Here is a 24592-nt window from a genome sequence, read left to right as displayed (position 1 = left end):
CGGGAAAAAAGGTCCACCGCGACGGTGCTAACGCAGCCAGCCGACGGCCAGTTCCTTGGCGGCGTCGAGCGCGCGCTGCGGCAGGGAACCGACACCGATCGACTCGGCGGCAAACAGCGGCGTCTCCTGGCTCAGAGTATCGCCGATCCAGACGCGCAGCGTACCGACCGGCTGCCCCTCCTCCACCGGCGCGGCAACCGGTCCGTCATAGACGATCCGGGCGGTGAGCTTGTCGCGGTTGGTGATCGGCAGGAAGATCTGCACCGGTCCTTTTGCCTTTAACGCGACTCCGGACTTGGCGCCGCCAAAGACCTGGGCTTCGCCAACCACTTCGTCCTTGGCGAATATTTCAGCCTTCTCGAAGGAGCGAACGCCCCAGTCGAGCAGCTTTCGCGCTTCCTCAGCACGCTCGCGGTCGTTTGCCAGGCCGCCCATCGCCGCGATCACCCTTGTGCCGTTGTGGCTGGCCGAGCCGACAATGCCGAACCCGGATTGCTCGCTGGCGCCGACCGCGAGCCCGTCGGCGCCTATATCCATGGCCAGCAGCGGATTGCGGTTTCTCTGGGAAATCTTGTTCCAGGTAAAATCCTTCTGGCCGTAATAGCGGTAGAGATCCGGGTAGTTGCGCCACATATGCAGCGCCAGAAGCGCGAGTTCGCGAACGCTCGTTTGCTGCCCATCTGCCGGCAGACCGGTGGAGTTGACGAAGGTCGATTTCTGCAAGCCGATCTGGCGGGCACGCTCGGTCATCTGCGCCGCGAAGTTTGCCTCGGACCCCGCGATTCCTTCAGCGATGACGATACAGCCGTCATTGGCCGCCTGCACGGTCACGCCCTGGATCAGGTCTTCAAGCCGGATCGTCGACTTGAGTTTCGCGAACATAGTCGATGTCCCCGAAGGAGCGCCGCCCTTGCGCCAGGCGTTTTCGCTCACCACGAAGGTGTCATCGAGCGTCATGCGCCCCGATTTGATGGCGTTGAAGACCACTTCCATCGTCATCAGCTTGGCCAACGAGGCCGGCGGGATCAACCTGTCGGCGTCCTTGGAAAACAGCACGGTTCCGGTTTCGGCATCGATCATGAAGGCCTGCGCGGCCTTGGTCTCGAAAAGCTGTGCTGAGGCCGGCGCAAGCGAGAGCAGCAGCAGCAGGCCGAGCGCCATAAGCCCAGTGAAAGGGTGAAAAAATTTCATCAGATTCGACCAGTGAGCCGGCGCTCTTGCACGTTGGCAGAAGCTATCAGGCTTTTGCCTGGCGGATCAATCGCGCACGAAAAACCAGGCAGCCCCGAGCTCAATTGCGTACAGCAAGCGCATCCGGCGCACCGTGCGACCACGCTGCCTGCAGCATCTCGTCCAGGCTGCCACGGCCGTCGGCATAGAGGTTGACCGAGTACCAGTCCTTTCCTTCAAGTTCCGAGCGCTGGATTTCGGTCTTGCCGAAGCTGGAAAGCTGGGTCGCCACCTGCTCGGCTTCGGCGGCATCCTCGAACGAACCCGCCGCGACATAGTCCGTGGGCGACTGGATTGGAGGAGCTTGCCGCTTCCACGATTGAAGAAGCTCGGCGGGCGACATGCCGGTGTCGTCCAGCTCGGCAAACGCGTTGGAGGCGCGCTGCACGCGCTCGTCGGCGTAAGACAGCGACGCCATGGTGAATGGAGATTGCGCCGGCAGGTTGATCTCCGGACGCTCCGGCACGATCGGGCCGAAATCGGGCAGTACAATGTCTCCCGAAGCAGACGCTTGCACCGCTATGACAGGCCCTGCATCGGATCCCTGCCCGGTATTCGTCAGCTGACCGGGGAACGGCACGGCTGCAGCGCTCACCGCCAGGCTTGGCGACGGCCCATTCATGGCGACCATGACACCGCTGGGCAGACCGTCCGACGGATCCGGCGCCCTGTTGCCTGGACGATACGAAGCCATAAGATACTGCCCGTCATTGCCTTCGAGCGGCGCACGGCCGACATATTCGACCTTCACCTCGGCCGTACCGATATTGGCATAATCGAGCATTTCAGCAGCGCGCTTCGACACATCGATGATGCGTCCATCATGATAGGGTCCGCGATCGTTGACGCGCACGATCACCGAGCTGCCGGTCTTCATGTTGGTGACCCGCGCATAGCTCGGGAGCGGCATAGTCGGATGCGCCGCCGTCAGATCTGCCATGTCGTAGACTTCGCCATTGGCGGTCAACCGGCCGTGGAACGCCTCACCATACCAGGACGCTAGGCCAACCTTGGCGTAACGTTTGTCTTCCTTCGGATAATACCACTTGCCGCGCACCTGATAGGGCTTGCCGAGCTGGTCGCGCCCCCGAGACGTCTTGAACATCACGCGCGGGCTGGCTTTCACGCCATATTCGGCTTCGGAAAAATATTCCTTGGAGCGAGGTTTCTTGTTGACCATCGCCTTTTGCTGCGGCGCGGCACATGCCGCAAGAAACGCTGCCGACAAGGCCAACAGCGCGAAAGCGAAAGCGCGACGAAGACGCGGGCGCGCCGTGGTCTGCATATTTTGATTGCCCCTATAGCATCGACGAAGGCACCGCAGCATAAACGTCAGCGATGCCAAAGCACCCACTCCAGAAACGCCGGCAACGCCCTACCCCAATGCTTTTTGTGCGCAGGAATTGTTTATCACCGTATTAACCGATTGTGGTCGGAACCGGGCGAGATTGTGGCGCGGACCGTCTCGCCGGTCGGGATGAAGCCATCGCTTAGATCAGCAAAACGCCGTTCGTGGCGGGCTTTGAACCTCGCCTGGCGTGTCTGCGAGCGCAGACTCAGGGACCGAAGATCACGAGCTCGGTGAACGTCAGATCTCCAGGTGTGGGTGGTCTGGGACCCTTGAAGTATTTCAGCCCCTTGTTGGGGCGGTACCATCCCACCAAACCTGGAATCGGCTCCTTGGCGTCGACAAAGCAAACCAGGATTCCGCTTCGCAAGAGAAAGCGCCCCATGGCACCGGCGCAGCGGCTCAAATCCGCGAGCGAGCGGCAATAGATGACCTGATGGCAGCGGATAAGACCGTGCAAAATCCGGCGCGGCATCAACACCAGGGGGAACGCTGCTCCGTCGCAGATGCAGATCAACGACAGGCACCCCAGCGCGGCGTGTTCCGAGAGTATGTATCTCTCACTCTCGGGAAGCATCGCCAGTTCCGGAAGATCGGGACGCACTTCGACCACGCGACATGGCCGCGGCGCCGAACTTAAAGCCGGCAAGAAGGTAAATTGTCCGCTGGAGAAGAGCCGAAAGCCGAGCGCCCGGTTGGCTTTCAATGTCGCTTGCGCCGGCGAAATGTTCGTGTAGGTCACGTCCTTCCGCTTGAGAACCGCCGCAACCAACATGGCGCCATAGGAACGGAATTCTGCGTCGACTGACCAGCTCGAAAGATTGCAGCGGATTTCCTCGCTCTCCGACCCCTGGTAGCGCGCATAAAGGGTGAGCACAACGCCGACGATCCGATCGGCATGCTCCAAAGCAAAGCCATATTGTGGGAACTCGGCAACCGCAGGCCGCTTTGACAAACGCGTCAGAGCCCGGATCCAGTAACTTCGGTTACGCGCCGGAAAGCCCCTGCACAGACAATCGACCACTCCCTCCCAGTCGGTTTCACGAATTGGTCTGCAGCGAAGACCGGGCGGGAGAGCGCCAAGTACGGCCAAAATTCAACTCCAGAAGACGATTTTACTTACATGTGCCTAATGCGCCCAACATATCAGCGCGCAACGATTAATAGTCCGTGCGGGTTTTAAAAACGATTTTCCACACTCAGCACAAACAGCTCGCCATGACGCTGCTCACCGTCCTGGATCGCGCCGAAAGGTGCGGCCGCCACGGTTGACTTGGCGTTGAATGCGGCTTTACAGGAATGGAGCGCGAACCGATCGGGGACCGTCCTGGTGCCAATCCGGTACCGACAGCTCGAACCCGCTCCTCTCGCGATATCCTAAGTGATTGAAAAATCACCCTGGAGGGATGGCCGAGCGGTTTAAGGCACCGGTCTTGAAAACCGGCGTGGGTGCAAGCCCACCGTGGGTTCGAATCCCACTCCCTCCGCCAGTGACGCTCTTTATCCCGAAAGCAATCTCCCGGGCTTGCATCGAGATGACCGGGACGCGAGCGAGCCCCCGATCGGATTGATTTTTGCGCCGAAATATGGTGCTTCTCCCGCCCATGAATAGGTTATTTTTTGCGCTCCTCGCATGGATGGCGCTGCCTTGGCCGGCCAGCACGGGTGCTGCGTTTCGCAGCAAACGACAATGGTACCGGTTGAAATTCAAATGCGAGACAGCGCCGGACCATATGGAAGTCCTGCAGCTCCGCTACCGGATCGGTGATAAAATTCCGGAAAGCGACTGGCCCAAATACAATCTCTATAACTAGGCATTCGCGACCTGTGGCCGCATTTTGCCGGTGTTTCGGGCCGATCGTCGCAAACTCTGTATATTGCCGACCTTGTTCCAACCAGTCCCTTGACGCGCGGGAACCATACACGTTAGGCCCTCCAGGCATTCGACGCGAACGGTCGGCCAACCAGCAAGGGACTTCCAGTCGATGGAAATTTTCACTGCCGCGGGCTTCTCTGCCCTGCTCCAGGTCATCGCCATCGACCTCGTGCTTGCAGGCGATAACGCCATCGTCATCGGCCTGGCCGCAGCGGGCTTGCCGGTCGAGCAGCGCAAGAGAGCGATTCTCATCGGCGTGGTGGCGGCAACGGTGCTGCGCATCGGTTTTGCCGCGATCACCGTCACCCTGCTGCAGATTGTCGGCCTGCTGCTGGCCGGCGGCATCTTGCTGCTGTGGGTGTGCTGGAAGATGTATCGCGAGCTGCGCACGTCGCATGCCGACGAGATGGAGGCGACCGAAGCGCTGTCCAATTCCGATATCAACAGCGATGACATGGTGGCCGGCAAGGCGCGCAAGAAGACCTTGGGTCAGGCGGCATTGCAGATCGTCATCGCCGACGTTTCGATGTCGCTCGACAACGTACTGGCGGTCGCCGGCGCGGCGCGCGATCACTTCCAGGTGCTGGTGATCGGCCTCGTCCTGTCGATCGCGCTGATGGGCCTTGCCGCGAGCTTCATCGCCAAGCTGCTGCACCGCCATCGCTGGATCGCCTATATCGGCCTTTTGATCATCTTCTATGTCGCACTCGATATGATCTATCGAGGCGCGGTGGAAGTCTTCCCGCATGTCAGCAGTGCGGTGAGCTGACGCATCGACTCGAATTCGCATCGGCCGCGACTTCGATTTCGGCGAGCCTTCGGCGATGCCGGCGGTTGCGTTTCGCCGCAGCCGCTGCCCATACCAATGCGGCAACAACTGTGGTACTGCGCCGCCAATCCTGAATCCGGAAAAGCTTGATGTCCGCCCCTCGCGTCAGTTTCGTCAGCCTTGGATGCCCGAAAGCCCTTGTGGATTCCGAGCGCATCATCACGCGCTTGCGGGCTGAAGGCTACGAGATCGCCCGCAAGCACGACGGTGCCGACCTTGTCGTCGTCAACACCTGTGGCTTTCTCGATTCGGCCCGCGACGAATCGCTCAGCGCTATCGGCTCGGCACTTTCGGAGAACGGCAGGGTTATCGTCACCGGCTGCCTCGGCGCCGAGCCGGACGTCATTCGTGAAAGACACCCCAACGTCCTCGCCATCACTGGTCCACAAGCCTATGAAAGCGTTATGGCGGCAGTGCATGAGGCAGCACCGCCGAGCCACGATCCCTACGTCGACCTTTTGCCGCCGCAAGGGGTCAAGCTCACGCCGCGCCACTATGCGTATCTCAAGATTTCGGAAGGCTGCAACAACCGCTGCACCTTCTGCATCATCCCGGCGCTGCGTGGCGACCTCGTATCGCGGCCGGCCGCCGACGTGTTGCGCGAAGCCGAGAAGCTGGCCAAGGCCGGGGTCAAGGAGATCCTCGTCATCTCGCAGGATACCAGCGCCTACGGCATCGATATCAAATACCAGACCAGCATGTTCGGCGACCGCGAAGTGCGGGCGAAGTTCCTCGATCTATCGGAAGAACTGGGCAAGGTCGGTGTCTGGGTGCGCATGCACTATGTCTATCCCTACCCGCATGTCGCAGACGTCATCCCCCTGATGGCCGAAGGTAAGATTCTTCCCTATCTCGACATTCCGTTCCAGCATGCCTCGCCGCAGGTGCTGAAGAACATGCGCCGGCCCGCTCATGGCGAAAAGACGCTCGAGCGCATTCGCAGCTGGCGCGACGTCTGCCCGGACCTTGCCATCCGCTCCACCTTCATCGTCGGGTTCCCCGGCGAGACGGACGACGATTTCGAGATGCTGCTCGACTGGCTGGACGAGGCGAAGATCGACCGCGCCGGCTGTTTCAAATACGAGCCGGTCAGAGGCGCCCGCTCCAACGAGCTCGGCCTCGAGCAGGTGCCGCAGGAGATCAAGGAAGCCCGCTGGCACCGCTTCATGCAGCGCCAGCAGAAGATTTCGGCAACGCAGCTCACCAGGAAAATTGGCAAGCGACTGCCGGTCCTGATCGACGAGGCGCATGGCAATTCGGCCAAGGGCCGGACCAAATACGACGCGCCCGAAATCGACGGCTCGGTCCATATCCAGTCGCGGCGGCCACTGCGCGCCGGCGACATCGTCACGGTCAAGATCGATCGCGCCGACGCTTACGACCTCTACGGCTCGGCCGTCTGATTCAGTCCGAAATGAAAGGGCGCCTCGCGGCGCGCTTTCGTTACGATGTGCTTCCGGTTGCTTATTGCGGCAGCTTGTCGTCGACGCCCTTCACGTAGAAATTCATGCCGAGCAACGTGGCGTCGTCGGCGACCTCGCCCTCCTTCAGCCAAGGTGTGCCGTCCTGCTTGGCGATCGGCCCGGTAAAGGGGTTCCAGCCGTCGGCGATCTTCTTGGTGGTGGCTTCGGCCATCGCCTTGACGTCGTCGGGCATGTTGGTGAACGGCGCCAGCTTGACGGCGCCGTCCTTGATGCCGAGCCATACATTGTCGGGCTTCCAGGTGCCGTCGAGTGCCGCCTGGACCCGGCTGATGTAGTACGGGCCCCATTCGTCGGTCAGTGCGGTCAGCTGCGCGTGCGGTGCGAACTTGATCATATCGGAGGACTGGCCGAAGCCGTGCAGCTTGCGCTCCTCCGCCACCTGCAACGCAGCGGTCGAGTCGGTGTGCTGGACGATGATGTCGGCGCCTTGGTCGAACAATGCCTTGGCGGCGTCGGCTTCTTTGCCCGGATCGAACCAGGAGTTCACCCAGACGATTTTGGCTTTGAAGTTCGGATTGATCGACTGTGCGCCTAGCATGAAGGAATTAATACCCATCACCACTTCCGGGATCGGGAAAGAAACGATGTAGCCGGCGACCCCCGACTTCGATTGCTTGGCGGCGATCTGACCAAGTACGTAACGGCCTTCATAGAAACGCGCATTGTAGATGCCGAGATTTTTGGCGGTCTTGTAGCCAGTGGCGTGCTCGAACATCACCTTGGGGAATTTTTTGGCGATCTTCACTTCCGGGTCCATGAAGCCGAAGGATGTGCCGAAAATGATCTTGCATCCCTCGCGCGCCAGGCGCTCGAAGGCGCGGTCGGCATCGGGGCCTTCGGAGACGTTTTCGAGATAGGCGGTCTCGACCTTGTCGCCGAGTGCCTTTTCCACCTCGAGGCGGCCCTGGTCGTGCTGGTAGGAGTAGCCGAAATCGCCGATCGGGCCGGTATAGACCCAGCATGCCTTCAGCTTGTCCGCCGCCTCAGCTGAGGCCGCCAGCGACAATGCGGCCGTCGTCGCCAGCAGGGCAATAAGCAGTTTTTTCATTTTGTTACCTCTCTGAGTTAAGCCTTGGAGCTTCCGTCTTTTTGTTGTCAACGATCCGGAACGAATGGCTGGCCCAAGGAGGCCGGCGTGTTCATCATCGTCAAACGCTTGTTGCGTGAGATTAGAACGAGAACCACGACGGTTGCCAGATAGGGCAGCGAAGAAAGCAGTTGCGAGGGGACCGGAATGCCGAATGCCTGTGCATGAAGCTGGCCGATCCAGACCGCGCCGAAAATATAGGCGCCGGCCAGCACCCGCCACGGCCGCCAGGAAGCGAAGACGACCAGAGCCAGCGCGATCCAGCCGCGGCCGGCGGTCATGTTCTCCACCCATTGCGGCGTGTAGACCAGCGATAGGTGGCCGCCGGCTAGGCCGGCACAAGCGCCGCCGAAAATCACTGAGAGATAACGATAGCGGATGACATGGATACCAAGCGCATGGGCCGATGCGTGGCTGTCGCCGATCGAGCGCAGCGTGAGCCCGGTGCGGGTTCTGAACAGGAACCACATCACGGCAGCGGTCAGCGCGATCGAGATGTAGAAGATTGGATCCTGGCCGAACAGCAGCCTGCCGACGACCGGGATTGCGGTCAGGCCGGGAATGTCGAGGTTTGGCAGCCTCTCGCCAGGCTGGCCGACAAAATTCGTCCCCATCATGCCGGAAAGCCCGAGGCCGAGCAGTGTCAGCGACAGGCCGGTTGCCACCTGGTTGGTGGCCAGCGACAGCGTCATGACGGCGAACAGAAGCGAGAACACTGCCCCCATGGTGATTGCCGCCAACAGCCCTATCCAAGGCGAGCCGGTGAGATAGCCGGCGCCGAAACCGCCGACGGCACCCATGATCATCATTCCTTCGACGCCGAGATTGAGCACACCCGAACGTTCGACCACCAGTTCGCCGATCGCCGCGATCAGCAGCGGCGTCGCCGCCGTCGCGATCGTCAAGAGGATGTTGACGGTGACGTCCATCAGCGGGCTCCCTCCAGCTTCGGCGCTGCCTCGAGCTTCGGCGCGGAAAAGCCGATCAGGCGAATGCGGTAATGGATGAGCGTGTCGCAGCCGAGCACGAAGAACAAAAGCATGCCCTGGAACACGCGCGCCACCTTGTCGGAGATGCCGAGCGCGCTTTGCACTGCCTCGCCGCCCAGATAAGTCAGCGCCAGCACAAGGCCTGCGGCGACGATGCCGAGCGGATTGAGCCGGCCGAGGAATGCCACGATGATAGCGGTAAATCCGTAGCCGGGCGAAATCACCGGCTGCAATTGTCCGATGGCTCCCGAGACCTCCGAAATCCCGGCAAGTCCGGCCAGTGCGCCCGACAGCAGGAAGGCAAAGAAGACCATACGGTTAAGGCCAAACCCGGCGAAGCGCCCTGCCCTCGGGCTTGAGCCGAGCACGCGGACCTCGAAGCCTTTCAGCATACGGCTCATCAGGATCCAGATCAGTATCGCCGCGACCAACGCGAAGACAAATCCCCAGTTTGCCCGGCCGGATTCCGGGAGGAGTTCCGGCAGTATGGCCGAGTCGTTGAACTGGATGGTTTGCGGGAAACCGTGGCCCTGCGGATCGCGCCACGGCCCGCGTACGAGCCAATCCAGGAAGAGCTGGGCGACATAGACCAGCATCAGGCTGGTCAGGATCTCGTTGGTGTTGAAGCGCGTCTTCAGCAGTGCCGGGATTGCAGCATAGGCAGCCCCACCGACCATGCCGAAAAGAAGCATCAGCGGCAGCACCAATGGGCCTTCGAACTGCGGAAACAGCACAGGGAAGATCGAGCCGACAATGCCGCCCAGGATGAACTGACCTTCGGCGCCGATGTTCCAGATGTTGGCCTTGTAGCAGACCGACAGTCCGACCGCGATCAGGATCAGGGGGGCGGCCTTGATCGCCAGCTCATGCAACTGCCAGACCTGGCTGATCGGTTCGATGAAGTAGATGCGGAACGCAGTCAACGGGTTGACGCCGAGCAGCGCGAACATGATGGCACCGGCTATGATCGTCAAAACGAAAGCGATGAAAGGCGAGAGTGCCGAAAACAGCATCGAGCGCTGCGGGCGTTTTACAAGTTCGAGGCGCATCAAGCCGTCTCCAGCGTATGTTCGGCATGACCGGGTTCGGCGCCGCCCATCAGCAGCCCGATTTTCTCGAATGTCGCTTCAGCTATCGGCAGCGGCTTCGACAGTTCGCCATTGTGCATGACCGTGATCGCATCGGAAATCTCGAACAGCTCGTCGAGGTCCTGGCTGATCACCAGCACCGCCGAGCCGCTGCGCGCCAGTTCGATCAGCGCCTGGCGGATGTGGGCCGCCGCACCCGCATCGACCCCCCAGGTCGGCTGATTGACCACCAAGACGCTTGGCCGGCGGTCGAGTTCGCGGCCGACGATGAATTTCTGCAGATTGCCGCCCGAAAGGGCCGCAGCCTCTGGGTCCGGCGCGCTCTTGCGCACGTCCATTGCCTTTATGATGCGTTGAGCAGCGGTATAGATCGCATCGCTCTTGACCATTCCACCGGCGCCGACAAACATCTTGCCGTCGGTGGCGTGGCGCGACAGAAGCAGGTTTTCCGAAAGCTTCATGCGCGGTGCTGCGCCGTGGCCGAGCCGCTCTTCCGGAACGAAGGCAGCGCCCATCAGGCGCCTGCCGGTGATGGCGAGGCCGCCGGCATCCTTGCCGCGGATGCGGACCGAGCCGGTATCCTCCTGCAGCACCTCGCCGGAAACGGATTCGAAGAATTCACCCTGGCCGTTGCCGGCCACACCGGCAATGCCGATCACCTCGCCGGCCCGGACTTCAAGATTGATGTTCCTGAGCGGGATCGAGAACGGGGTCGCCGGCTTGCGGGTGAGTTCGCGGATTTGAAGCAGCACCGGCGCGGTCTCGATACCCTCGGCCGGCGCCCGCACCACGGCCTGGACCTCGTTGCCGACCATCATCCGCGCCAACGAAGACGCGGTTTCCTGGCGCGGATTGCAATGGCCGACCACCTTGCCGTGACGCAGCACGGTGGCGCGGTCGCAGATGCGTTTGACTTCTTCCAGCCGGTGCGAAATGTAGAGGATGGACTTTCCTTCCGAACGCAACCGTTCGAGCGTTTCGAACAGCTTATCGGCTTCCTGCGGCGTCAGCACCGAAGTCGGCTCGTCGAGGATGATGAGTTGCGGCGTCTGCAGCAGGCAGCGGATGATTTCGATCCGCTGACGCTCGCCGACCGACAGATCACCGACCAGCGATAGCGGGTCGAGAGGCAGGCCGTAACTGTAGGAGAGCGCCCTCGCCTTGGCCGCGATCGTGCTGATCGGCGAGCCGTCATCCAGCGACAGCGCGATGTTCTCCGCCGCCGTCAGCGCTTCGAACAGGGAAAAATGCTGGAAAACCATGCCGATGCCGAGCTTTTTTGCGGTGCCTGGGCTGGTGATCCTGACCGCCTGGCCATTCCAGAAAATCTCGCCAGAATTCGGTTCCAGCGATCCAAAAAGCATTTTCACCAGCGTCGACTTGCCGGCGCCGTTCTCGCCAAGCAACGCATGGATCTCGCCCTTGGCGATGTTGAGATCGACATGGTCGCAGGCTGTCAGCGTGCCGAATATCTTTGTGAGGCCGCGAACCTCAAGCAGGTTTGCGCCGTCCTGATCTGCACTCACGGTGCCTCCATCTGGTTTGCCAGACATGTTCTGTGTTCCCGCAAGCATCGTATGCGCGCCCTGCTCTCTACGGTAAGCGCCTCACGACTTGAAAGAGCTTCAAGAATTTCAGCGGAAACTCAAGCGGTAAAGAGCAGTTCGCAAGAACGGCGGCGTCGGCGGGCCGAAACTGCGGGCGCTCAAGGGATAAGTATCGTTGTCCCGGTGGTCCTGCGCCCTTCGAGATCGGAATGCGCCTTGCCGGCCTCGCTGAGCGCGTAACGCTGGTTGATCTTGATCTTGACGGCGCCGCTGAGCACCACGTCGAACAATGCGGCGGCGGAAGCCTCGAGGTCTTCGCGCCTGGCATTGTAGACGAACAGCGTCGGCCGCGTTGCGAACAGCGAGCCCTTCTGCGCCAGCAACGAGATGCTGAAGGGCGGGATCGGCCCAGACGATTGACCGAAGCTGACGAACGTGCCGAGCGGCCGCAGGCAATCGAGCGAGGCTGGAAACGTGTCGTTGCCGACCGAATCATAGACGACGTCGCATTTCTTGCCACTGGTGATAGCCGCGACGCCGGCAACGAAATCCTGTTCGCGATAGTTGATCACGTGGTCGAAGCCATGCGCCTTCGCGAGTTCGATCTTGTCGGTCGAGCTCGCGGTGCCGATCACCGTCGCGCCGAGATGCTTGGCCCATTGACCGAGGATCAGCCCGACACCGCCGGCCGCCGCATGAAACAGGATCGTGTCGCCGGCTTTCACCTTGAATGTACGGCGCAACAGATATTGGGCCGTCATGCCCTTTAGCATCATCGCCGCGGCCTGTTCGTCGCTGATGCCGTCCGGCACCTTCACCACTCGGTCGGCAGCGATCACGCGCTGCTCGGCATAGGCGCCGGTGGTCACGGCATAGGCGACGCGATCGCCGGGTTTGAGCCAGTCGACATCCGAGCCGACCTTCAAGACCACGCCGGCCGCCTCGCCGCCGGGGATCAGCGGAAATCCGCCCTGCGGCGGATAGAGGCCCGAGCGATAATAGACGTCGATGAAATTGAGACCGATCGCGCTGTGCTTGACCAGGATCTGTCCCGAGCCTGGCTGCCCGGGATCGGCGTCCTCATAGGTCAGGACCTCCGGACCGCCATGGGCATGGATGCGGATCGTTTTGGACATTTTCAGGCTCTCTTGGGATCAGGCTTTCTTGTCCGGCTTGGCGCCGAGATTTGGAAAGAACTGCATGATAGCGCCGATGCAGGCGAGGTAAAGCCCGGTGACCGTAATCCCGATCTTGATGAAATCGCTGACCTGCTCGCCCAGCACGCCGATCTGGTCGTAGAAGGAGGCAAGTGCCGCCTGCGCCAGCGCCAGCGCGCCGAAAGCGCACCAAAGCAGCGTCATGCCGAGATTGATTGGCCGCAGCCGCTTCACCCGCACCGGATGGATGAAATTGATCGGCACGAAGGTGAGAATGCCGGCCACCACGACCACGGCGAAGGAAACCCATTGTCCTGGTTCGATGACGAACAGCGTGAACACCACCATGTTCCAGACGACCGGAAAGCCTTTGAAGAAATTCTCCTTCGTCTTCATGCCGGTATCGGCATAGTAGATCGCGCTCGACACCACGATTATCGCCGCAGACAGGAACGACAGGCGCTCGCCCATGAAGCCGCGCTGATAGAGCGCGAAGGCCGGAATCAACACGTAGGTCACGTAGTCGATGATGTTGTCGAGCAGTTCGCCCGACCATGTCGGCAGGATTTCCTTGACGTCGAGCTTCCTGGCGATCGGCCCGTCGATGCCGTCGACGAAAAGCGCCAGGCCCAGCCACCAGAACATCGCCGTCCAGCGCTGCTCGCTTGCCGCCACCAGCGACAGAAACGCCAGGAATGAGCCCGACGCGGTCAAGAGATGGACCGAGAACGCCCGCGCCTGAGGCCATGTGACTTTCTTCTTCGGCCGCGGAATCCGGTCGGCGATTTTCCTGGCCGTCGTCTTCTTGCTCACGGGCCCCGCCAATCCAGCTTGCAGATTTCGGCCGAGCGGCCAGCAAAGTTCCAGTTGCGGCCAAAGGCCCGCATCTTGCTCTTGTCGGATTTGGCGACGATGATTTCCGGCGCAATCCAGTATTCCGAATTGCTGATGACCGTATCCTTGTCGCGATCCTTGCCGGTGATCGGCGTCACCGCACCATCGATAATCTTCGGTATCTGGAAGATACGTGTTTTCTCACGCGTCTCGTAGGTGATCGGCACCTGCTCGACGCCGAGGAACTGTCCGACCAGGATGGAGAGCAGCGATGTGGTTCCACCGGCCTTGCCGGTGAATATCTTCGTCAGTCCCTTCACAGCGTAAACCGAGGCGCGCTTGTCGATGAAAAGGCCGGCCGTCCAGTTGCCGCGGCTCATATAGCCGGGGATTTCCATGATCAGCCCAAGATTGAGACCGGACAGGTCGACCTCGCCGAAATGGCCGGCATCGATGCGGAACCCCGCCCAGGTTTGGCAATAGCCTTCCGTAGGCGGATGGTTGCCGAGCGACAGAACGCAAGGGCAAAAAACCGTGCAATTGCAGGAGAGGACGAGTTCTCCCTTCATTGCCCAGTTTTGGTCTGTCATCGAATTGTCCCCCTCATGTCGAGACTACTAGTAGCGCTGCTGCCCAGACAAGCAGTATCGCACCGGCCAGCCGCGTCGGCAGATTGCCTGCCGTCTGTTTTTCGACCAGGCTGAACAAGCCGATCAGCGCCATCCAGAACACGTTCATCACACCGACGGCAAACATTACCAGCATTAGAGCCCAGCAGCATCCAAGGCACCACAGGCCCTGCTTCATGCCGAGCCGCAAAATACGAATGGGCCTGGCGCTCCAGTTGGCGAACAGGACCGAGAACGGATTTCTGCACTTGTCCAGACAGACTCCCTTCAGCCAGCTGAACTGATAGAGACCAGCGATCGACAGCGCGGCTGCCCCGGCAATTCCAACCAGCGGATCGAGCATCTGCCCGGATGAGGCGAATGCATGGATTGCGAGCGTCAGGGCAGCGAACATTGCCGAGGCGACAAGCCAGACGCTCAAATATCCAGCGACCAGGATCAGCGGATGGACGGCCGGCTCCCTCTTGATCCGGGCGGTATCCGCGATCTCGCAATAGGTGCGGATCATCGGCGCCGCGGAGGGCAGCATGGTCGCGATGGCCATCAACAGCCACATCGCGGTGAGTGCCCCGCCTTGCGCGCCTAGGCTTGCGCGAAGCGGCGCCGGCGCAAGGCAGAGGGCGAAGAAACGCGCAAGGAAATCCGGCAACGGCAGTAGCTGCAGGTATTCCAGCACGGCGTCGCCGGGTACGTCGGCGCCCGGGAGCCGGCTCACCGCCCCCCGAACTGCCATTGCGCCGAGAAAGAGCCAGGCAAGGGCAACGCCCATGCCGGCAACAACGCTCACGGTCAGTCGAGGGCTGCGCGCAACGCTCGCCATCGCGCGGCCGGTACCGTCGAGGTGGCTGAAATCGTCTTGTTGGCCGGTCATGGCAACCGAATGGGCCGAATCGCCGCGTTGATCAAGCGGCATCACCTGACCTATATGGACCAGCAGGTCGGACAGGCCTCACCTCGCAATCCGGAAGCCGAATTTGAACCACCGGGAAACAGCACGGATACTGGTCGCCGGCAGCGGCCCTGCGGGGCTGATCGCGGCGCTTGGCTTTGCCGAGGCGGGCTTTCCCGTGACGCTCGTCGGACCCGACGCTGCCGGCCCCGACGGCCGGACGACAGCCTTGATGAACCCTGCCCTAAAGATGTTCGAACGGCTAGGGATCTTCGACGGAATCAGGCCGCACGCAGCGCCGCTCAAGGTGATGCGTATCGTTGACGCAACCAACCGGCTGATCCGCAGCCCGACAGTGACCTTTCGCGCCAGCGAGATCAACGAAGAGCAATTCGGGCTGAACTTGCCCAACAGCGTTCTCAACCGCACGCTAGCCGAGGCTGTCGCGCATTCGGGCATCGAATGGCGAAAGTCGATGGTGGAGGCATGGCGCCTCGATGCCGACCATGCACATGCCGTTCTCGCCGACGGTAGCGAGATCGAGGCATCGTTGGCAGTTGCCGCCGATGGCCGTCAATCGCCGGCCCGCGAGGCAGCCGGCATCCGGACCTCGGTCCGATCCTTTCCGCAGGCGGCGCTGGTGCTCAATTTCGGTCACCGCAGCGACCATGCATTCACCTCGACCGAATTCCACACCGAGACCGGTCCGTTCACACAGGTTCCCCTGCCCGGCAACCGGTCCAGCCTTGTCTGGGTGCTCGAACCCGAAATCGCCAAGGATCTTGCAGCACTCGACGAGGCGGAGCTTTCGACGCGGGTCGAACAGCGGATGCAATCGATGCTGGGCCGCGTGTCGGTTGAGCCCGGCCGGCAGGTCTACCCACTTTCAGCGGTGAGCCCGTGGCGGTTTGCGCATCGCCGCGTGGCACTTGTCGGTGAAGCCGCCCACGTGTTTCCCCCAATCGGCGCGCAAGGGCTTAATCTCGGCATCCGGGACATTGACGACCTGATTGGTACCGCAAGCAGAAACCGCTCGGACCCGGGCGCCGCCCAGGCGCTTGCAGCCTATGATTTCAAGCGGCGGCCGGACATTCTGGCGCGCAGCAGCGCGGTCAACCTACTGAACATGTCGTTGCTTTCCGACATGCTGCCGGCCCAGCTGATGCGCAGCGCTGGTCTTGGCGCGCTTGAGGGGTTTGCGCCGTTGCGGGCGTTTTTCATGCGCGAGGGTCTTCGACCCGGCAGCGGTTTTGCGGCGTTTTTTGGCGGATTGCGAAAAGCGGCCGCGCGATAGCGATCGTGGCGCCGCCCTTGATCCGCATCTTGTGATGCTCAAACCGGCATCAGTTGATCGGGATTGAATTGACGCGGCGTCTGCGCCAAATAATGACGATGTCGACCGTAAGGTCTGGGCCGATCTTTGCCTGACCGGTGCGTAAGAATCTAAAGTCCTGGAGCGTTTCCTTGCGTGTTCCAGGATGCGTGGCGTTCAAGAAGTTCAAGTGGTGAGTGCGATGAAGACAGCCAAATTCTCGATCGGACAGGTGGTTCGCCACCGGCTGTTTCCGTTCCGCGGCGTCATTTTCGACGTCGATCCGCAATTCGCCAATACCGACGAATGGTACGAGGCGATCCCCGCTGACGTGCGGCCGCGCAAGGACCAGCCCTTTTATCATCTGCTCGCCGAGAATTCGGAGACGGAATACATCGCCTATGTGTCCGAGCAGAATTTACTCGAGGACCGGTCGGGCGAACCGGTCCGGCATCCGCAGATTGGTGAAATGTTCGACAAGAAGCCCGACGGGCGCTACGAGCCGAAGCACCAATTGAGACATTGACTTAGTCGGGATCTGGCTGGGCTCGGACAGGCTTGAGACAAGTCTGGACCCGATAATCAGCCGATTCAATAAAAAAGCGGGGCATGAACCCCGCTTTTTGTTTTGTTCGAAAACCCGTCGATCAGTTGGCGGCCTTCGCCTTTTCCTGTTCTTCCTTGAGCTTCTTGGCAAAATCCTGATTGTTCTTGGCGACGAACTCCTGGAGCTTCTTCTGTCGGTCCTCGATGTCCGACTGCTGCAGCGGCGGGCCGTCGAAGGCGCCGCTGAAGCCGGTCAGCGCGATCTTGATCGGGTTCGGCTGGTTCTGGAAATTGACCGAGGTCAGCGTCAGGTTCGAACCTTTCTTGAAGGACGCGACGAGCTGATCGGTCAGCGGCACTTCCGCCACGCAGCGATCCGGGAAACAGATCACGTACTCGAGCTTCTGCGCCTTGCCGGCGTCGATCTGGAGGCCGATGCCGGGAGGAACCAAACGGCCGGTCGGAACCGTCACCTGGAACACCTTGCGGTTCACCTTGCCCTTCAATTCGATCAGGCTGACGCCGGTGATGAGCTGACCATTGCCGGCGGTGGTGATGTTCTGGACATTGCAAATGTCGACATCTTCCTGCTTGGTGCAGGCCTTGAACCAGCCTTGCGGAATCTGCTGTTGCTGCTGCGCGACAGCAGCGGGAATCCCGGCGCCCAGAATGCCGACCACGCCAGCGGCCATGACCGACAGGCGGTACGCGTTGCTGTTCAGGCTCGTCATGTCGTGCATTCCTCTCAAATGATCCCGGGACCGGCTTTTTTCATGCCGTGTGGTCCAGCTACCTGTTGCCGAAATGAGGCAACAGAATGACTTCGGACGGCGTGTTACACTGCAAGCGACGCCGAATCCAGCCCGGGCCACGCGAATCTTGGCCGAGGGACTGGGTTGAGGGATTGGCCGGTGCACGACCGGCTCATGTATGCTGCGCATCGAATCGGGAAGGAGACGGTCATGGGCCGCGTTGTCGTTTGGCTGATCGCCACAATCTTGTTTGTCGGCCTTTCCCTGCAGCCGGCCCTGTCGGAACCGAAGCACGCGCTTGCCATGCAGGGCGAGCCGGCGCTGCCGGCCGACTATGATCATTTCAACTACGTCAATCCCGACGCGCCGAAAGGCGGCAGCATTACCTATTGTGTCGTCGGCAGCTTCGACAATCTCAATCCGTTCATCCTGAGAAGTCTGCGCACCACCGCGCGCGGCATGATGGATCAAGCTTTTGGCAATCTTGTCTTCGAGCCGTTGATGCAGCGCAACTACGACGAGGCCTTCAGTCTCTACGGCCTGCTCGCCGATACCGCCGACATGGATCCCGAGCGCAAGAGCATCGAATTCCACCTCGATCCCAGGGCCAAATGGTCGGACGGCGAGCCGGTGACGCCGGAAGACGTGTTGTTCACCTATGATGTCTTCACCGAGAAGGGTCGGCCACCTTACAGCCAGCGAATGAAAGCGATCGCCAAGCTCGAAAAGACCGGCGACCGCAGTGTGCGCTTCACCTTCAACGAAAAGGCGGACCGCGAATTTCCCCTAATCATTGCGCTGACGCCGATCATCCCGAAACACGCGTTCAACAAGGACACTTTCGACAGGACGACGCTGAAGCCGGTGATCGGCAGCGGGCCTTACACGGTGGCGCAAGTCGTGCCCGGCCAGCGCATCGTGTTCAAGCGCAATCCGGACTATTGGGGCAAGGACGTGCCGTCCAAGCGCGGCTTCGACAATTACGACCAGATCACCATCGAGTATTTCCTCAACGCCAACGCCAAGCAGGAAGCGTTCAAGAAAGGCATCTGCGCCATCGACGACGACAGCGACCCGGTCAAACGCGAGCGCGATCTCGACTTTCCGGCCTTCCACAGGGGCGAGGTCATCGCCGAAACTTTCGATACCGGCATTCCGCCGGTGTTCAACGGTTTCCTGTTCAACACGCGGCTGCCGAAATTTTCCAATCCGATCGTACGGCGCGCGCTCGGCATGCTCTACGACTTCGAATGGGCCAACAAGAATCTGTTCGGCGGCAAATACACGCGCACGATGAGTTTTTGGCAGAATTCCGAGCTGTCCGCGCTCGGCCACCCGGCCAGCGAAAAGGAAAAGGCCCTGCTGGCCCCCTACCCCGGCCGCGTGCCCGCAGATGTCATGGACGGCACCTACAGGCCGCCCGTTACCGATGGCTCCGGCCAGGACCGCAAGGTGCTGAAGGCGGCATTCGAGCTGCTGAAGAGCGCGGGCTATACGGTGCAGGACGGCGCGATGCTCGATCCCCAGGGAAAGCCGTTCGGTTTCGAGATCCTGACCGCCTCGCAGGACGAAGAGCGACTTGCCGCTATCTATCAGCGCACGCTTGAGAAGCTCGGCATCGATGTCAGCATTCGCAGCCTCGACGGCGATCAGATCCAGTCGCGCAAGCAGCGTTTCGATTTCGAGGTGCTGGTCGGCTCGACCGGTTTCAACAACTCGCTGTCGCCCGGTATCGAGCAAGCCGGGCGCTGGGGATCCGCTGCCGCCAAGGCCGAAGGCTCGTTCAACCTAGCGGGTGTCGCCGACCCAGCAGTGGACGCGGCGATCGAGGCGATGTTGAGAGCTCGCTCGAAGGAGGACTATGTCGCTGCTGTCCGGGTCCTCGACCGGCTGCTGATCTCAGGCAATTACATGGTGCCGACCCAGCACAACAACCAGCAATGGCTCGCTTATTGGAACTATCTGGAACATCCGCAAAAGACGCCCATATACGGTTATCAGTTGCCGACCTGGTGGCGCAAACCGAAGTGACCTCTTCAGAACAGGAGATCAAGATGAACGACGAGAACTCGATTACCGTCGATGTGGTCTCCGACGTCGTGTGCCCCTGGTGCTTTATCGGCCAGAAACGGCTCGACAAGGCGATTGCCGCCGTTGACATCGACGTTCACATACGTTGGCGGCCCTTCCAGCTCGACCCGACGATTCCGCCCGAAGGCAAGAACCGCCGCGACTACATGGTAGCGAAATTCGGCAGCGAGCAACGCATCCGCGAGATCCATGCCCGGATCGAGCCGTTGGGCGAGGCTGAGGGGATTTCCTTTGCCTTCGACGCCATCAAGGTCGCGCCCAATACGCTGGATGCGCACCGGCTCATTCGCTGGGCCGGGACGGCCGGCGAGGCCGTTCAGAACCGGCTGGTGCGCCGGCTGTTCCAGCTGAATTTCGAAGAAGGCGCCAATCTCGGCGATCATGCCGTGCTGATCGAAGCCGCCCGCGAGGCCGGCATGGATGCCTCCGTCGTCGAAACGCTTCTGTCGACGGACGCCGATGTAGAGGCGGTGCGCACCGAAATCGCCACTGCTTCGCGCATGGGCATATCGGGCGTGCCGTGCTTTCTGCTTGAAGGCAAATATGCGGTGATGGGCGCCCAGGACGCCGATACGCTTGCCGATGCGCTGCGCCAGGTGGCTGCGGCCAAGGCACGCGGCGAACTGGAGACGGCGAACTGAGCCGGACTATTTTCGACTATTTCACCGTCACCTTGGCCTTGCTGACGAAAAGGCCATGGCCATGCTTGCCGGTTCAGGTCAATCCCTTGGTGGAGGACTGGCAGGAAAACAGCCCCTTGCTCCAGCTGTTGCCGTAGGCCTTGCTCGCCCGGGTTCGTGATCTGTGTCGGAATCGATGTCGGTCCGCATCCTGGACGTAGGGGCAACGTCGTTGCTTGGCTGATTACGGGCTCTCCCGACAAGGCGGCTTCACCCACGAATCATACAGGTCGCGTTCTGGCCGCCAACGAGGTCGGACCTGGCCGTAAGGGCGCGCTGAAGATCGGTTCAGGCTGTGAAGATCGACCGCTGGACGGCGCTTCTACGTTCACAAAGCTGTGTGAGGGCCTTCCCCAAGGGAAGGTCCCTACTTTCTCCGGTGCAGGCAAGTAACATATTGAAATTGCATTGATATCAAGCGCCTAGAATTCCGACGGCACAGCCCCGTGATCATCCACTCTGTTGCTCCACTGCAACGGCCGGCGAGTTAAGCCACCCGCGGCTGGTGAAAAGCTAATGGAAAATGATCAATTGGTGTTACTGTCCGTAATAAAAGAAAAATCGTTTGGGCGGGATAGTGATTCGGGTCGATAGACCAACGCGACATTCAATATCGGAAAAATGGCTCCGCGGTGCCGCAAGGCAGTCGCCCCTTACGCCCGTATCGTCGATGCGCAGCTTCTGGGGCCTGATGCGGGCCTACTGGTTTTCGGACAAGTGGGTGGAAGCCTGGACCTTGACGCTGGTGATCGCGCTGCTCACCGCGCTCTCCAGCAAGTCAGGCGTGTGGTTTGCCGTAGCATCCGGAGAGCTGGTCAACTCGATCGCCTTTTTCCATGATGCCGCGAACACCACCCCGCTTCAGACACTGCTGGCCAATGCCGGGATACTTGTCCTCCTGGTCTTGCTCAAGGATGCGGGTTTTACCGGTATCCGCAGCCTGGTATCCGCAACGTTGCATCGCAAGTGGCGCGGCTGGCTGGACAGCCAGTTCAACGAAGCCCTGCTTGATTCCAATCACACCCATTTCCACGCTCAGCATGGCTCGTCAGGTGCCGCCGCTCCCGACAATATCGACCAGCGCATCCAGGAATCGATCAAGGATATGACGGGCGGCGCCATCGGCCTCGCGATGGGGGTTTTGGCCGTTGCTACTTCATTGTATTTCGTCGGCCAGCAACTGCTTGCACACTCGGCGGAGGTCAAAGGGCTGGAGTTCCTCGGCAGCTATGGCAGCGCCGTCCTCGCCTTTCTGGCAGTCGCCACCTACGTGCCGTTGAACACCTGGATCGCCGTCAAGCTGGGCAGGCTGCTGGAACGGCTCAATGTCAGGATGCAGCAGGCCGAAGGCAGCTATCGCGGCGAGCTGATCACCTTTCTGCGCCGCAGTTTTCATGTCGCCGCATCGCAAGGCGAGAACGTGCAGAAGGCAGTGCACAGCCAGCGCTATGTCGACATCGACCGCACCTGGGCGCGGCTGAACATCGTCAACACAGGCTACAATTCGTTCGAGCTGATCTACAATTTCATCGGTGCCCGCATTGTCGCCTACGGGCCAGGCTTGGTTCCCTTCATCCATAACGGGTTCGATCTCAAGGGCTACATAACCGGCTCCGAGATGGTCAACTCGCTGATCAGTCAATGCTCGTGGTTCATCCATGTCATGCCTGCCATCGCCGCGCTGCGGGCCAACAGCCAGCGCGTCACCGAACTCGCAAACGCGATCGAAAACGTTCAGCACCCGCAGGAATTTTATCAGCAGACCGGCCGCTCCGATTTTCGCTACGACCGCCAAAACCCTGTTTTCGGCCTGACCATCCAGAAACTAGAGCTGGCGCATCAGGGCGAGGACGCAACGCCCTTCCTGAGTGCCGCGAACTTGCGCTTCCGGCGTGGCGAATGGACTTTCCTGAAGGGCGAATCCGGTTGCGGCAAGACCTCGCTGATCAAGGCGATCAACGGCCTTTGGCCCTATGGCCGCGGCACCATCGTCTTCCCGGAAGGGGTCAGGAGTTTCTACGCCGCCCAGGAGGTGAAGCTGCAGCAGGTTTCGCTGAAGCAATTGGTCTGCCTGCCGGGTTCCGAGCATGATTATCCCGACGTGCAGGTCGCATCCGCCCTGCACAAGGCCGGCCTCGGCGATTTCATCGAGCATTTGGCCGATGAGAGCCGTGAAGGAAAGATCTGGGATCAGGTTCTCTCGGGTGGGCAGAAACAGAAGCTGGTTGTCGCCCGTATCGTGCTGCAGCAGCCGGGATTGCTGTTCCTCGATGAAGCCACTGGCGCTCTCGATCCCGATGGACGGATCGCCTTCCACCAGGCGATCAAGGACAATTGCCCTGATGCAACTGTGATCTCGATCATGCATGAGGCGACGCCGCCGAGATCGCTCGCGGGCACCGAATTCTACCACAGCGTCGTTGCGATCGCCGACGGCGTCGCCACCAAGAAGCCGCTGGTTCCGAGCTTGCCGGTCGAGCTCACCACCATCCTCACGCAGCCGACGCGGCCGGCCGAGGACAAGTGGCTGCGCTTTCCCCGCCGGCTTAAGCAGAGATAGCTGCGGCACCGTTGCCAGCATCCAGCCAGCCTGCCACGTAGCCCGATCACAGTCTCGCGATCCAGTCGGTTTGCCGCCGTTTTAACCCGCTCTCGCGATTGACTTGGCAAGGCGCGCTCCTATGTTGCGCCGGCTTGCAGAATCTCAATCCGAACTCGCGAGCAGAAAGGTCACCGCGCCATGCCTGGCGACAGTCACAGTCGAACGCAACCGCCGTCCGCTTGACGTGATCTGACAGGCTCACGTCCTGCCGGACGGCAAGGAGTGAGCCATGAACGAGTTTTCCCCCGTTGCGGGCGGCGACGCCGTCGCCATCGCCCGCGTACTTGCCAACGAACACGTCGCCGACATGGTCGAGGCGCTGAACCAGGAGCCCCGCGAGACGGCATCGGAGCTGCTTTGCGAAGTGCCGTTCGAGCGGCTGGTCGAGATCTTCGACCAGCCGAAGCTCAACGGCGCATCCGAACTCGTCGAGGCACTACCCCGCATCAAGGCAGGCAGACTGCTTGCCGCCATGTCGGTCGACCGCGCCGCCGACATACTGCGCGATCTGAACGAACCGGCTCGTTCCGAGCTGCTCGGCGGCCTGGCGCCACCGCTGCGCGCGACGCTGCTTGCTATTCTCGGCTACCCCGAGGGCAGCGCCGCCTCGCTCATGACGACTGAATATGTCAGCGTGCCGCCGGACTGGAGCGTTGCCCGCACGCTGGATTACATTCGCAAGGTCGAGCGGACGCGCGAAACCGTCTACGCGATCTACATCGTCGATCCGCAAACGCAGGTCCTGTTGCGCTCGACCAGCCTGCGTCGACTGATCGCTGGCGAACCCGACGAACTGATCATGGCAATAGCGCCGGATCGTGCGCCTATCACTGTTTCACCGCTGACCGATAGTGAAAAGGTTGCTCAGTTGATCTCCAAATATGATCTGCTCGCCGTCCCGGTCGTGGACAACGGCAAGCTTCTCGGCATCGTCACCATCGACGACATTATCGATACGATGATCTCGGAAACGACCGAGGACGTGCATCGTTTCGGCGGCATGGAGGCTCTCGACGAGCCCTATATGAAGATGGGTTTTCTGGCGATGATCCAGAAGCGCGCCGGGTGGCTGTGTGCGCTGTTTATCAGCGAGATGCTGACCGCCAATGCGATGCAGAGCTACGAGGGCGAGCTGGAAAAGGCGATCGTGCTGACCCTGTTCATTCCATTGATCATGAGCTCCGGCGGCAATTCCGGCTCGCAGGCGACCTCGCTCGTCATCCGAGCCCTGGCGCTGCGCGAGATCGGCCTTGGCGACTGGTGGCGGGTGGCCCTGCGGGAGCTGCCCACCGGCCTGGTGCTTGGCTCGATCCTTGGCGTAGTCGGCGTCGGCCGCATCGCGCTCTGGCAATATTTCGGCTTCTACGACTACGGCCCGCACTGGCCGCTGATCGCAATGACGATCGGCGCCACGCTGGTTGGCATCGTCACTTTCGGCTCGCTGTCTGGATCGATGTTGCCGTTCGCCCTGAAGCGCATCGGCTTCGACCCGGCCAGCGCATCGGCCCCGTTCGTCGCCACGCTGGTCGACGTCACCGGGCTGGTGATCTATTTTTCTGTGGCGCTGGTAATCCTGCGCGGAACATTGCTGTAAGATCACGCACTTCCATCGCGGCAATCTC

Annotated in this window: 20 protein-coding genes, 1 tRNA gene and 1 pseudogene; 10 read left to right on the top strand and 12 right to left on the bottom strand. The window is 61.0% G+C overall.

Annotated features, from left to right (window positions below):
- Positions 1-27: 27 nt before the first annotated feature.
- The 3 genes from NKI63_RS12690 to NKI63_RS12680 form a co-directional block, all read right to left on the bottom strand.
- A complete protein-coding gene (locus tag NKI63_RS12690; protein ID WP_352689353.1) occupies positions 28-1161 on the bottom strand; it encodes a D-alanyl-D-alanine carboxypeptidase family protein in 1134 nt (377 codons plus the stop codon).
- 130 nt (positions 1162-1291) lie between these two features.
- On the bottom strand, positions 1292-2515 hold the full coding sequence (locus NKI63_RS12685; RefSeq protein ID WP_352689315.1) for a septal ring lytic transglycosylase RlpA family protein: 1224 nt from the start codon (positions 2513-2515) through the stop codon (positions 1292-1294).
- Positions 2516-2786: 271 nt separating this feature from the next.
- The gene (locus tag NKI63_RS12680) at positions 2787-3485 is read right to left on the bottom strand and encodes a hypothetical protein (RefSeq protein ID WP_352689316.1); all 699 of its coding nucleotides are present in this window, start codon (positions 3483-3485) and stop codon (positions 2787-2789) included.
- A 493-nt stretch (positions 3486-3978) separates the two neighbouring features.
- Between NKI63_RS12680 and NKI63_RS12675 the strand changes: the two genes are divergently transcribed.
- The 4 genes and pseudogenes from NKI63_RS12675 (at position 3979) to rimO (ending at position 6686) form a co-directional block, all read left to right on the top strand.
- A tRNA-Ser gene (locus NKI63_RS12675) sits at positions 3979-4068 on the top strand.
- 168 nt (positions 4069-4236) lie between these two features.
- Positions 4237-4392: pseudogene (locus NKI63_RS12670) on the top strand (DUF930 domain-containing protein); the annotation flags it as partial.
- A 171-nt stretch (positions 4393-4563) separates the two neighbouring features.
- Complete coding sequence (locus tag NKI63_RS12665) at positions 4564-5223, top strand: TerC family protein (protein ID WP_352689318.1); 660 nt, start codon at positions 4564-4566, stop codon at positions 5221-5223.
- Positions 5224-5372: 149 nt separating this feature from the next.
- Positions 5373-6686, top strand: a complete 1314-nt coding sequence (gene rimO, locus NKI63_RS12660; protein ID WP_352821685.1) for a 30S ribosomal protein S12 methylthiotransferase RimO — start codon at positions 5373-5375, stop codon at positions 6684-6686.
- Between the two features lie 61 nt (positions 6687-6747).
- Here the strand turns inward: rimO and NKI63_RS12655 are convergent, their stop codons facing one another.
- The 8 genes from NKI63_RS12655 to NKI63_RS12620 all read right to left on the bottom strand — a co-directional run bounded on the left by NKI63_RS12655 (position 6748) and on the right by NKI63_RS12620 (position 15011).
- Complete coding sequence (locus tag NKI63_RS12655) at positions 6748-7815, bottom strand: BMP family ABC transporter substrate-binding protein (protein ID WP_352508441.1); 1068 nt, start codon at positions 7813-7815, stop codon at positions 6748-6750.
- 47 nt (positions 7816-7862) lie between these two features.
- On the bottom strand, positions 7863-8783 hold the full coding sequence (locus NKI63_RS12650) for an ABC transporter permease (protein WP_352508440.1): 921 nt from the start codon (positions 8781-8783) through the stop codon (positions 7863-7865).
- Positions 8783-9895 (bottom strand): ABC transporter permease, encoded by a 1113-nt coding sequence (locus NKI63_RS12645; protein WP_352478850.1) that lies wholly within the window; start codon positions 9893-9895, stop codon positions 8783-8785. The genes NKI63_RS12650 and NKI63_RS12645 overlap by 1 nt, the downstream gene beginning before the upstream one ends.
- Positions 9892-11484 carry an ABC transporter ATP-binding protein gene (locus tag NKI63_RS12640; protein ID WP_502896087.1) on the bottom strand — a complete coding sequence of 531 codons (1593 nt, stop codon included), beginning with the start codon at positions 11482-11484 and terminating at the stop codon, positions 9892-9894. Before NKI63_RS12640 ends, NKI63_RS12645 begins: the two co-directional genes overlap by 4 nt.
- 152 nt (positions 11485-11636) lie before the next feature.
- A complete protein-coding gene (locus tag NKI63_RS12635) occupies positions 11637-12614 on the bottom strand; it encodes a quinone oxidoreductase family protein (RefSeq protein WP_352508438.1) in 978 nt (325 codons plus the stop codon).
- An 18-nt stretch (positions 12615-12632) separates the two neighbouring features.
- Positions 12633-13409: a phosphatidylcholine synthase gene (gene pcsA / locus NKI63_RS12630; RefSeq protein WP_502893794.1), complete on the bottom strand. Its 777-nt coding sequence runs from the start codon at positions 13407-13409 to the stop codon at positions 12633-12635.
- A gap of 35 nt (positions 13410-13444) precedes the next feature.
- Positions 13445-14059 (bottom strand): DUF1326 domain-containing protein, encoded by a 615-nt coding sequence (locus NKI63_RS12625; RefSeq protein ID WP_352703944.1) that lies wholly within the window; start codon positions 14057-14059, stop codon positions 13445-13447.
- A gap of 13 nt (positions 14060-14072) precedes the next feature.
- Positions 14073-15011: a DUF2182 domain-containing protein gene (locus NKI63_RS12620; RefSeq protein WP_352689320.1), complete on the bottom strand. Its 939-nt coding sequence runs from the start codon at positions 15009-15011 to the stop codon at positions 14073-14075.
- 61 nt (positions 15012-15072) lie between these two features.
- On the opposite strand from NKI63_RS12620, the gene NKI63_RS12615 reads away from it, so the two are divergent.
- Together NKI63_RS12615 and hspQ are read left to right on the top strand one after the other, a co-directional pair.
- On the top strand, positions 15073-16281 hold the full coding sequence (locus NKI63_RS12615) for a UbiH/UbiF family hydroxylase (protein ID WP_352508435.1): 1209 nt from the start codon (positions 15073-15075) through the stop codon (positions 16279-16281).
- A 220-nt stretch (positions 16282-16501) separates the two neighbouring features.
- Positions 16502-16825 carry a heat shock protein HspQ gene (gene hspQ, locus NKI63_RS12610; protein ID WP_023675043.1) on the top strand — a complete coding sequence of 108 codons (324 nt, stop codon included), beginning with the start codon at positions 16502-16504 and terminating at the stop codon, positions 16823-16825.
- A 121-nt stretch (positions 16826-16946) separates the two neighbouring features.
- On the opposite strand, the gene NKI63_RS12605 is transcribed toward hspQ, so the two are convergent.
- On the bottom strand, positions 16947-17576 hold the full coding sequence (locus NKI63_RS12605; protein ID WP_352478856.1) for an invasion associated locus B family protein: 630 nt from the start codon (positions 17574-17576) through the stop codon (positions 16947-16949).
- Positions 17577-17807: 231 nt separating this feature from the next.
- Here NKI63_RS12605 and NKI63_RS12600 point away from each other — a divergent pair, with 231 nt between their 5' ends.
- The 4 genes from NKI63_RS12600 (at position 17808) to mgtE (ending at position 24564) form a co-directional block, all read left to right on the top strand.
- A complete protein-coding gene (locus NKI63_RS12600) occupies positions 17808-19628 on the top strand; it encodes an extracellular solute-binding protein (RefSeq protein ID WP_352508434.1) in 1821 nt (606 codons plus the stop codon).
- A gap of 23 nt (positions 19629-19651) precedes the next feature.
- Positions 19652-20329, top strand: a complete 678-nt coding sequence (locus NKI63_RS12595; RefSeq protein ID WP_254817233.1) for a DsbA family oxidoreductase — start codon at positions 19652-19654, stop codon at positions 20327-20329.
- Between the two features lie 709 nt (positions 20330-21038).
- Positions 21039-22928 (top strand): ABC transporter ATP-binding protein/permease, encoded by a 1890-nt coding sequence (locus tag NKI63_RS12590; protein WP_352478859.1) that lies wholly within the window; start codon positions 21039-21041, stop codon positions 22926-22928.
- A 271-nt stretch (positions 22929-23199) separates the two neighbouring features.
- Entirely contained in the window at positions 23200-24564 is a 1365-nt protein-coding gene (mgtE, locus tag NKI63_RS12585; protein WP_352736473.1) for a magnesium transporter, read from the top strand.
- Positions 24565-24592 lie beyond the last annotated feature (28 nt).

This window comes from Mesorhizobium sp. M0410, from assembly GCF_040321435.1.
GTDB lineage: Bacteria > Pseudomonadota > Alphaproteobacteria > Rhizobiales > Rhizobiaceae > Mesorhizobium.
Note: the sequence above shows the minus strand (reverse complement) of the source record. Positions and strands in the feature narration are given on the sequence as shown.

Bases quoted from the DNA above. Each gene is read 5' to 3' on its own strand.
- NKI63_RS12690 (WP_352689353.1), bottom strand. From the start codon at position 1,161: ATGGCGCTCGGCCTGCTGCTGCTGCTCTCGCTTGCGCCGGCCTCAGCA.
- NKI63_RS12685 (WP_352689315.1), bottom strand. From the start codon at position 2,515: ATGCAGACCACGGCGCGCCCGCGTCTTCGTCGCGCTTTCGCTTTCGCG.
- NKI63_RS12665 (WP_352689318.1), top strand. From the start codon at position 4,564: ATGGAAATTTTCACTGCCGCGGGCTTCTCTGCCCTGCTCCAGGTCATC.
- rimO (WP_352821685.1), top strand. From the start codon at position 5,373: ATGTCCGCCCCTCGCGTCAGTTTCGTCAGCCTTGGATGCCCGAAAGCC.
- NKI63_RS12655 (WP_352508441.1), bottom strand. From the start codon at position 7,815: ATGAAAAAACTGCTTATTGCCCTGCTGGCGACGACGGCCGCATTGTCG.
- NKI63_RS12650 (WP_352508440.1), bottom strand. From the start codon at position 8,783: ATGGACGTCACCGTCAACATCCTCTTGACGATCGCGACGGCGGCGACG.
- NKI63_RS12640 (WP_502896087.1), bottom strand. From the start codon at position 11,484: ATGTCTGGCAAACCAGATGGAGGCACCGTGAGTGCAGATCAGGACGGC.
- NKI63_RS12635 (WP_352508438.1), bottom strand. From the start codon at position 12,614: ATGTCCAAAACGATCCGCATCCATGCCCATGGCGGTCCGGAGGTCCTG.
- NKI63_RS12625 (WP_352703944.1), bottom strand. From the start codon at position 14,059: ATGACAGACCAAAACTGGGCAATGAAGGGAGAACTCGTCCTCTCCTGC.
- NKI63_RS12620 (WP_352689320.1), bottom strand. From the start codon at position 15,011: ATGCCGCTTGATCAACGCGGCGATTCGGCCCATTCGGTTGCCATGACC.
- hspQ (WP_023675043.1), top strand. From the start codon at position 16,502: ATGAAGACAGCCAAATTCTCGATCGGACAGGTGGTTCGCCACCGGCTG.
- NKI63_RS12605 (WP_352478856.1), bottom strand. From the start codon at position 17,576: ATGACGAGCCTGAACAGCAACGCGTACCGCCTGTCGGTCATGGCCGCT.
- NKI63_RS12600 (WP_352508434.1), top strand. From the start codon at position 17,808: ATGGGCCGCGTTGTCGTTTGGCTGATCGCCACAATCTTGTTTGTCGGC.
- NKI63_RS12595 (WP_254817233.1), top strand. From the start codon at position 19,652: ATGAACGACGAGAACTCGATTACCGTCGATGTGGTCTCCGACGTCGTG.
- NKI63_RS12590 (WP_352478859.1), top strand. From the start codon at position 21,039: ATGCGCAGCTTCTGGGGCCTGATGCGGGCCTACTGGTTTTCGGACAAG.
- mgtE (WP_352736473.1), top strand. From the start codon at position 23,200: ATGAACGAGTTTTCCCCCGTTGCGGGCGGCGACGCCGTCGCCATCGCC.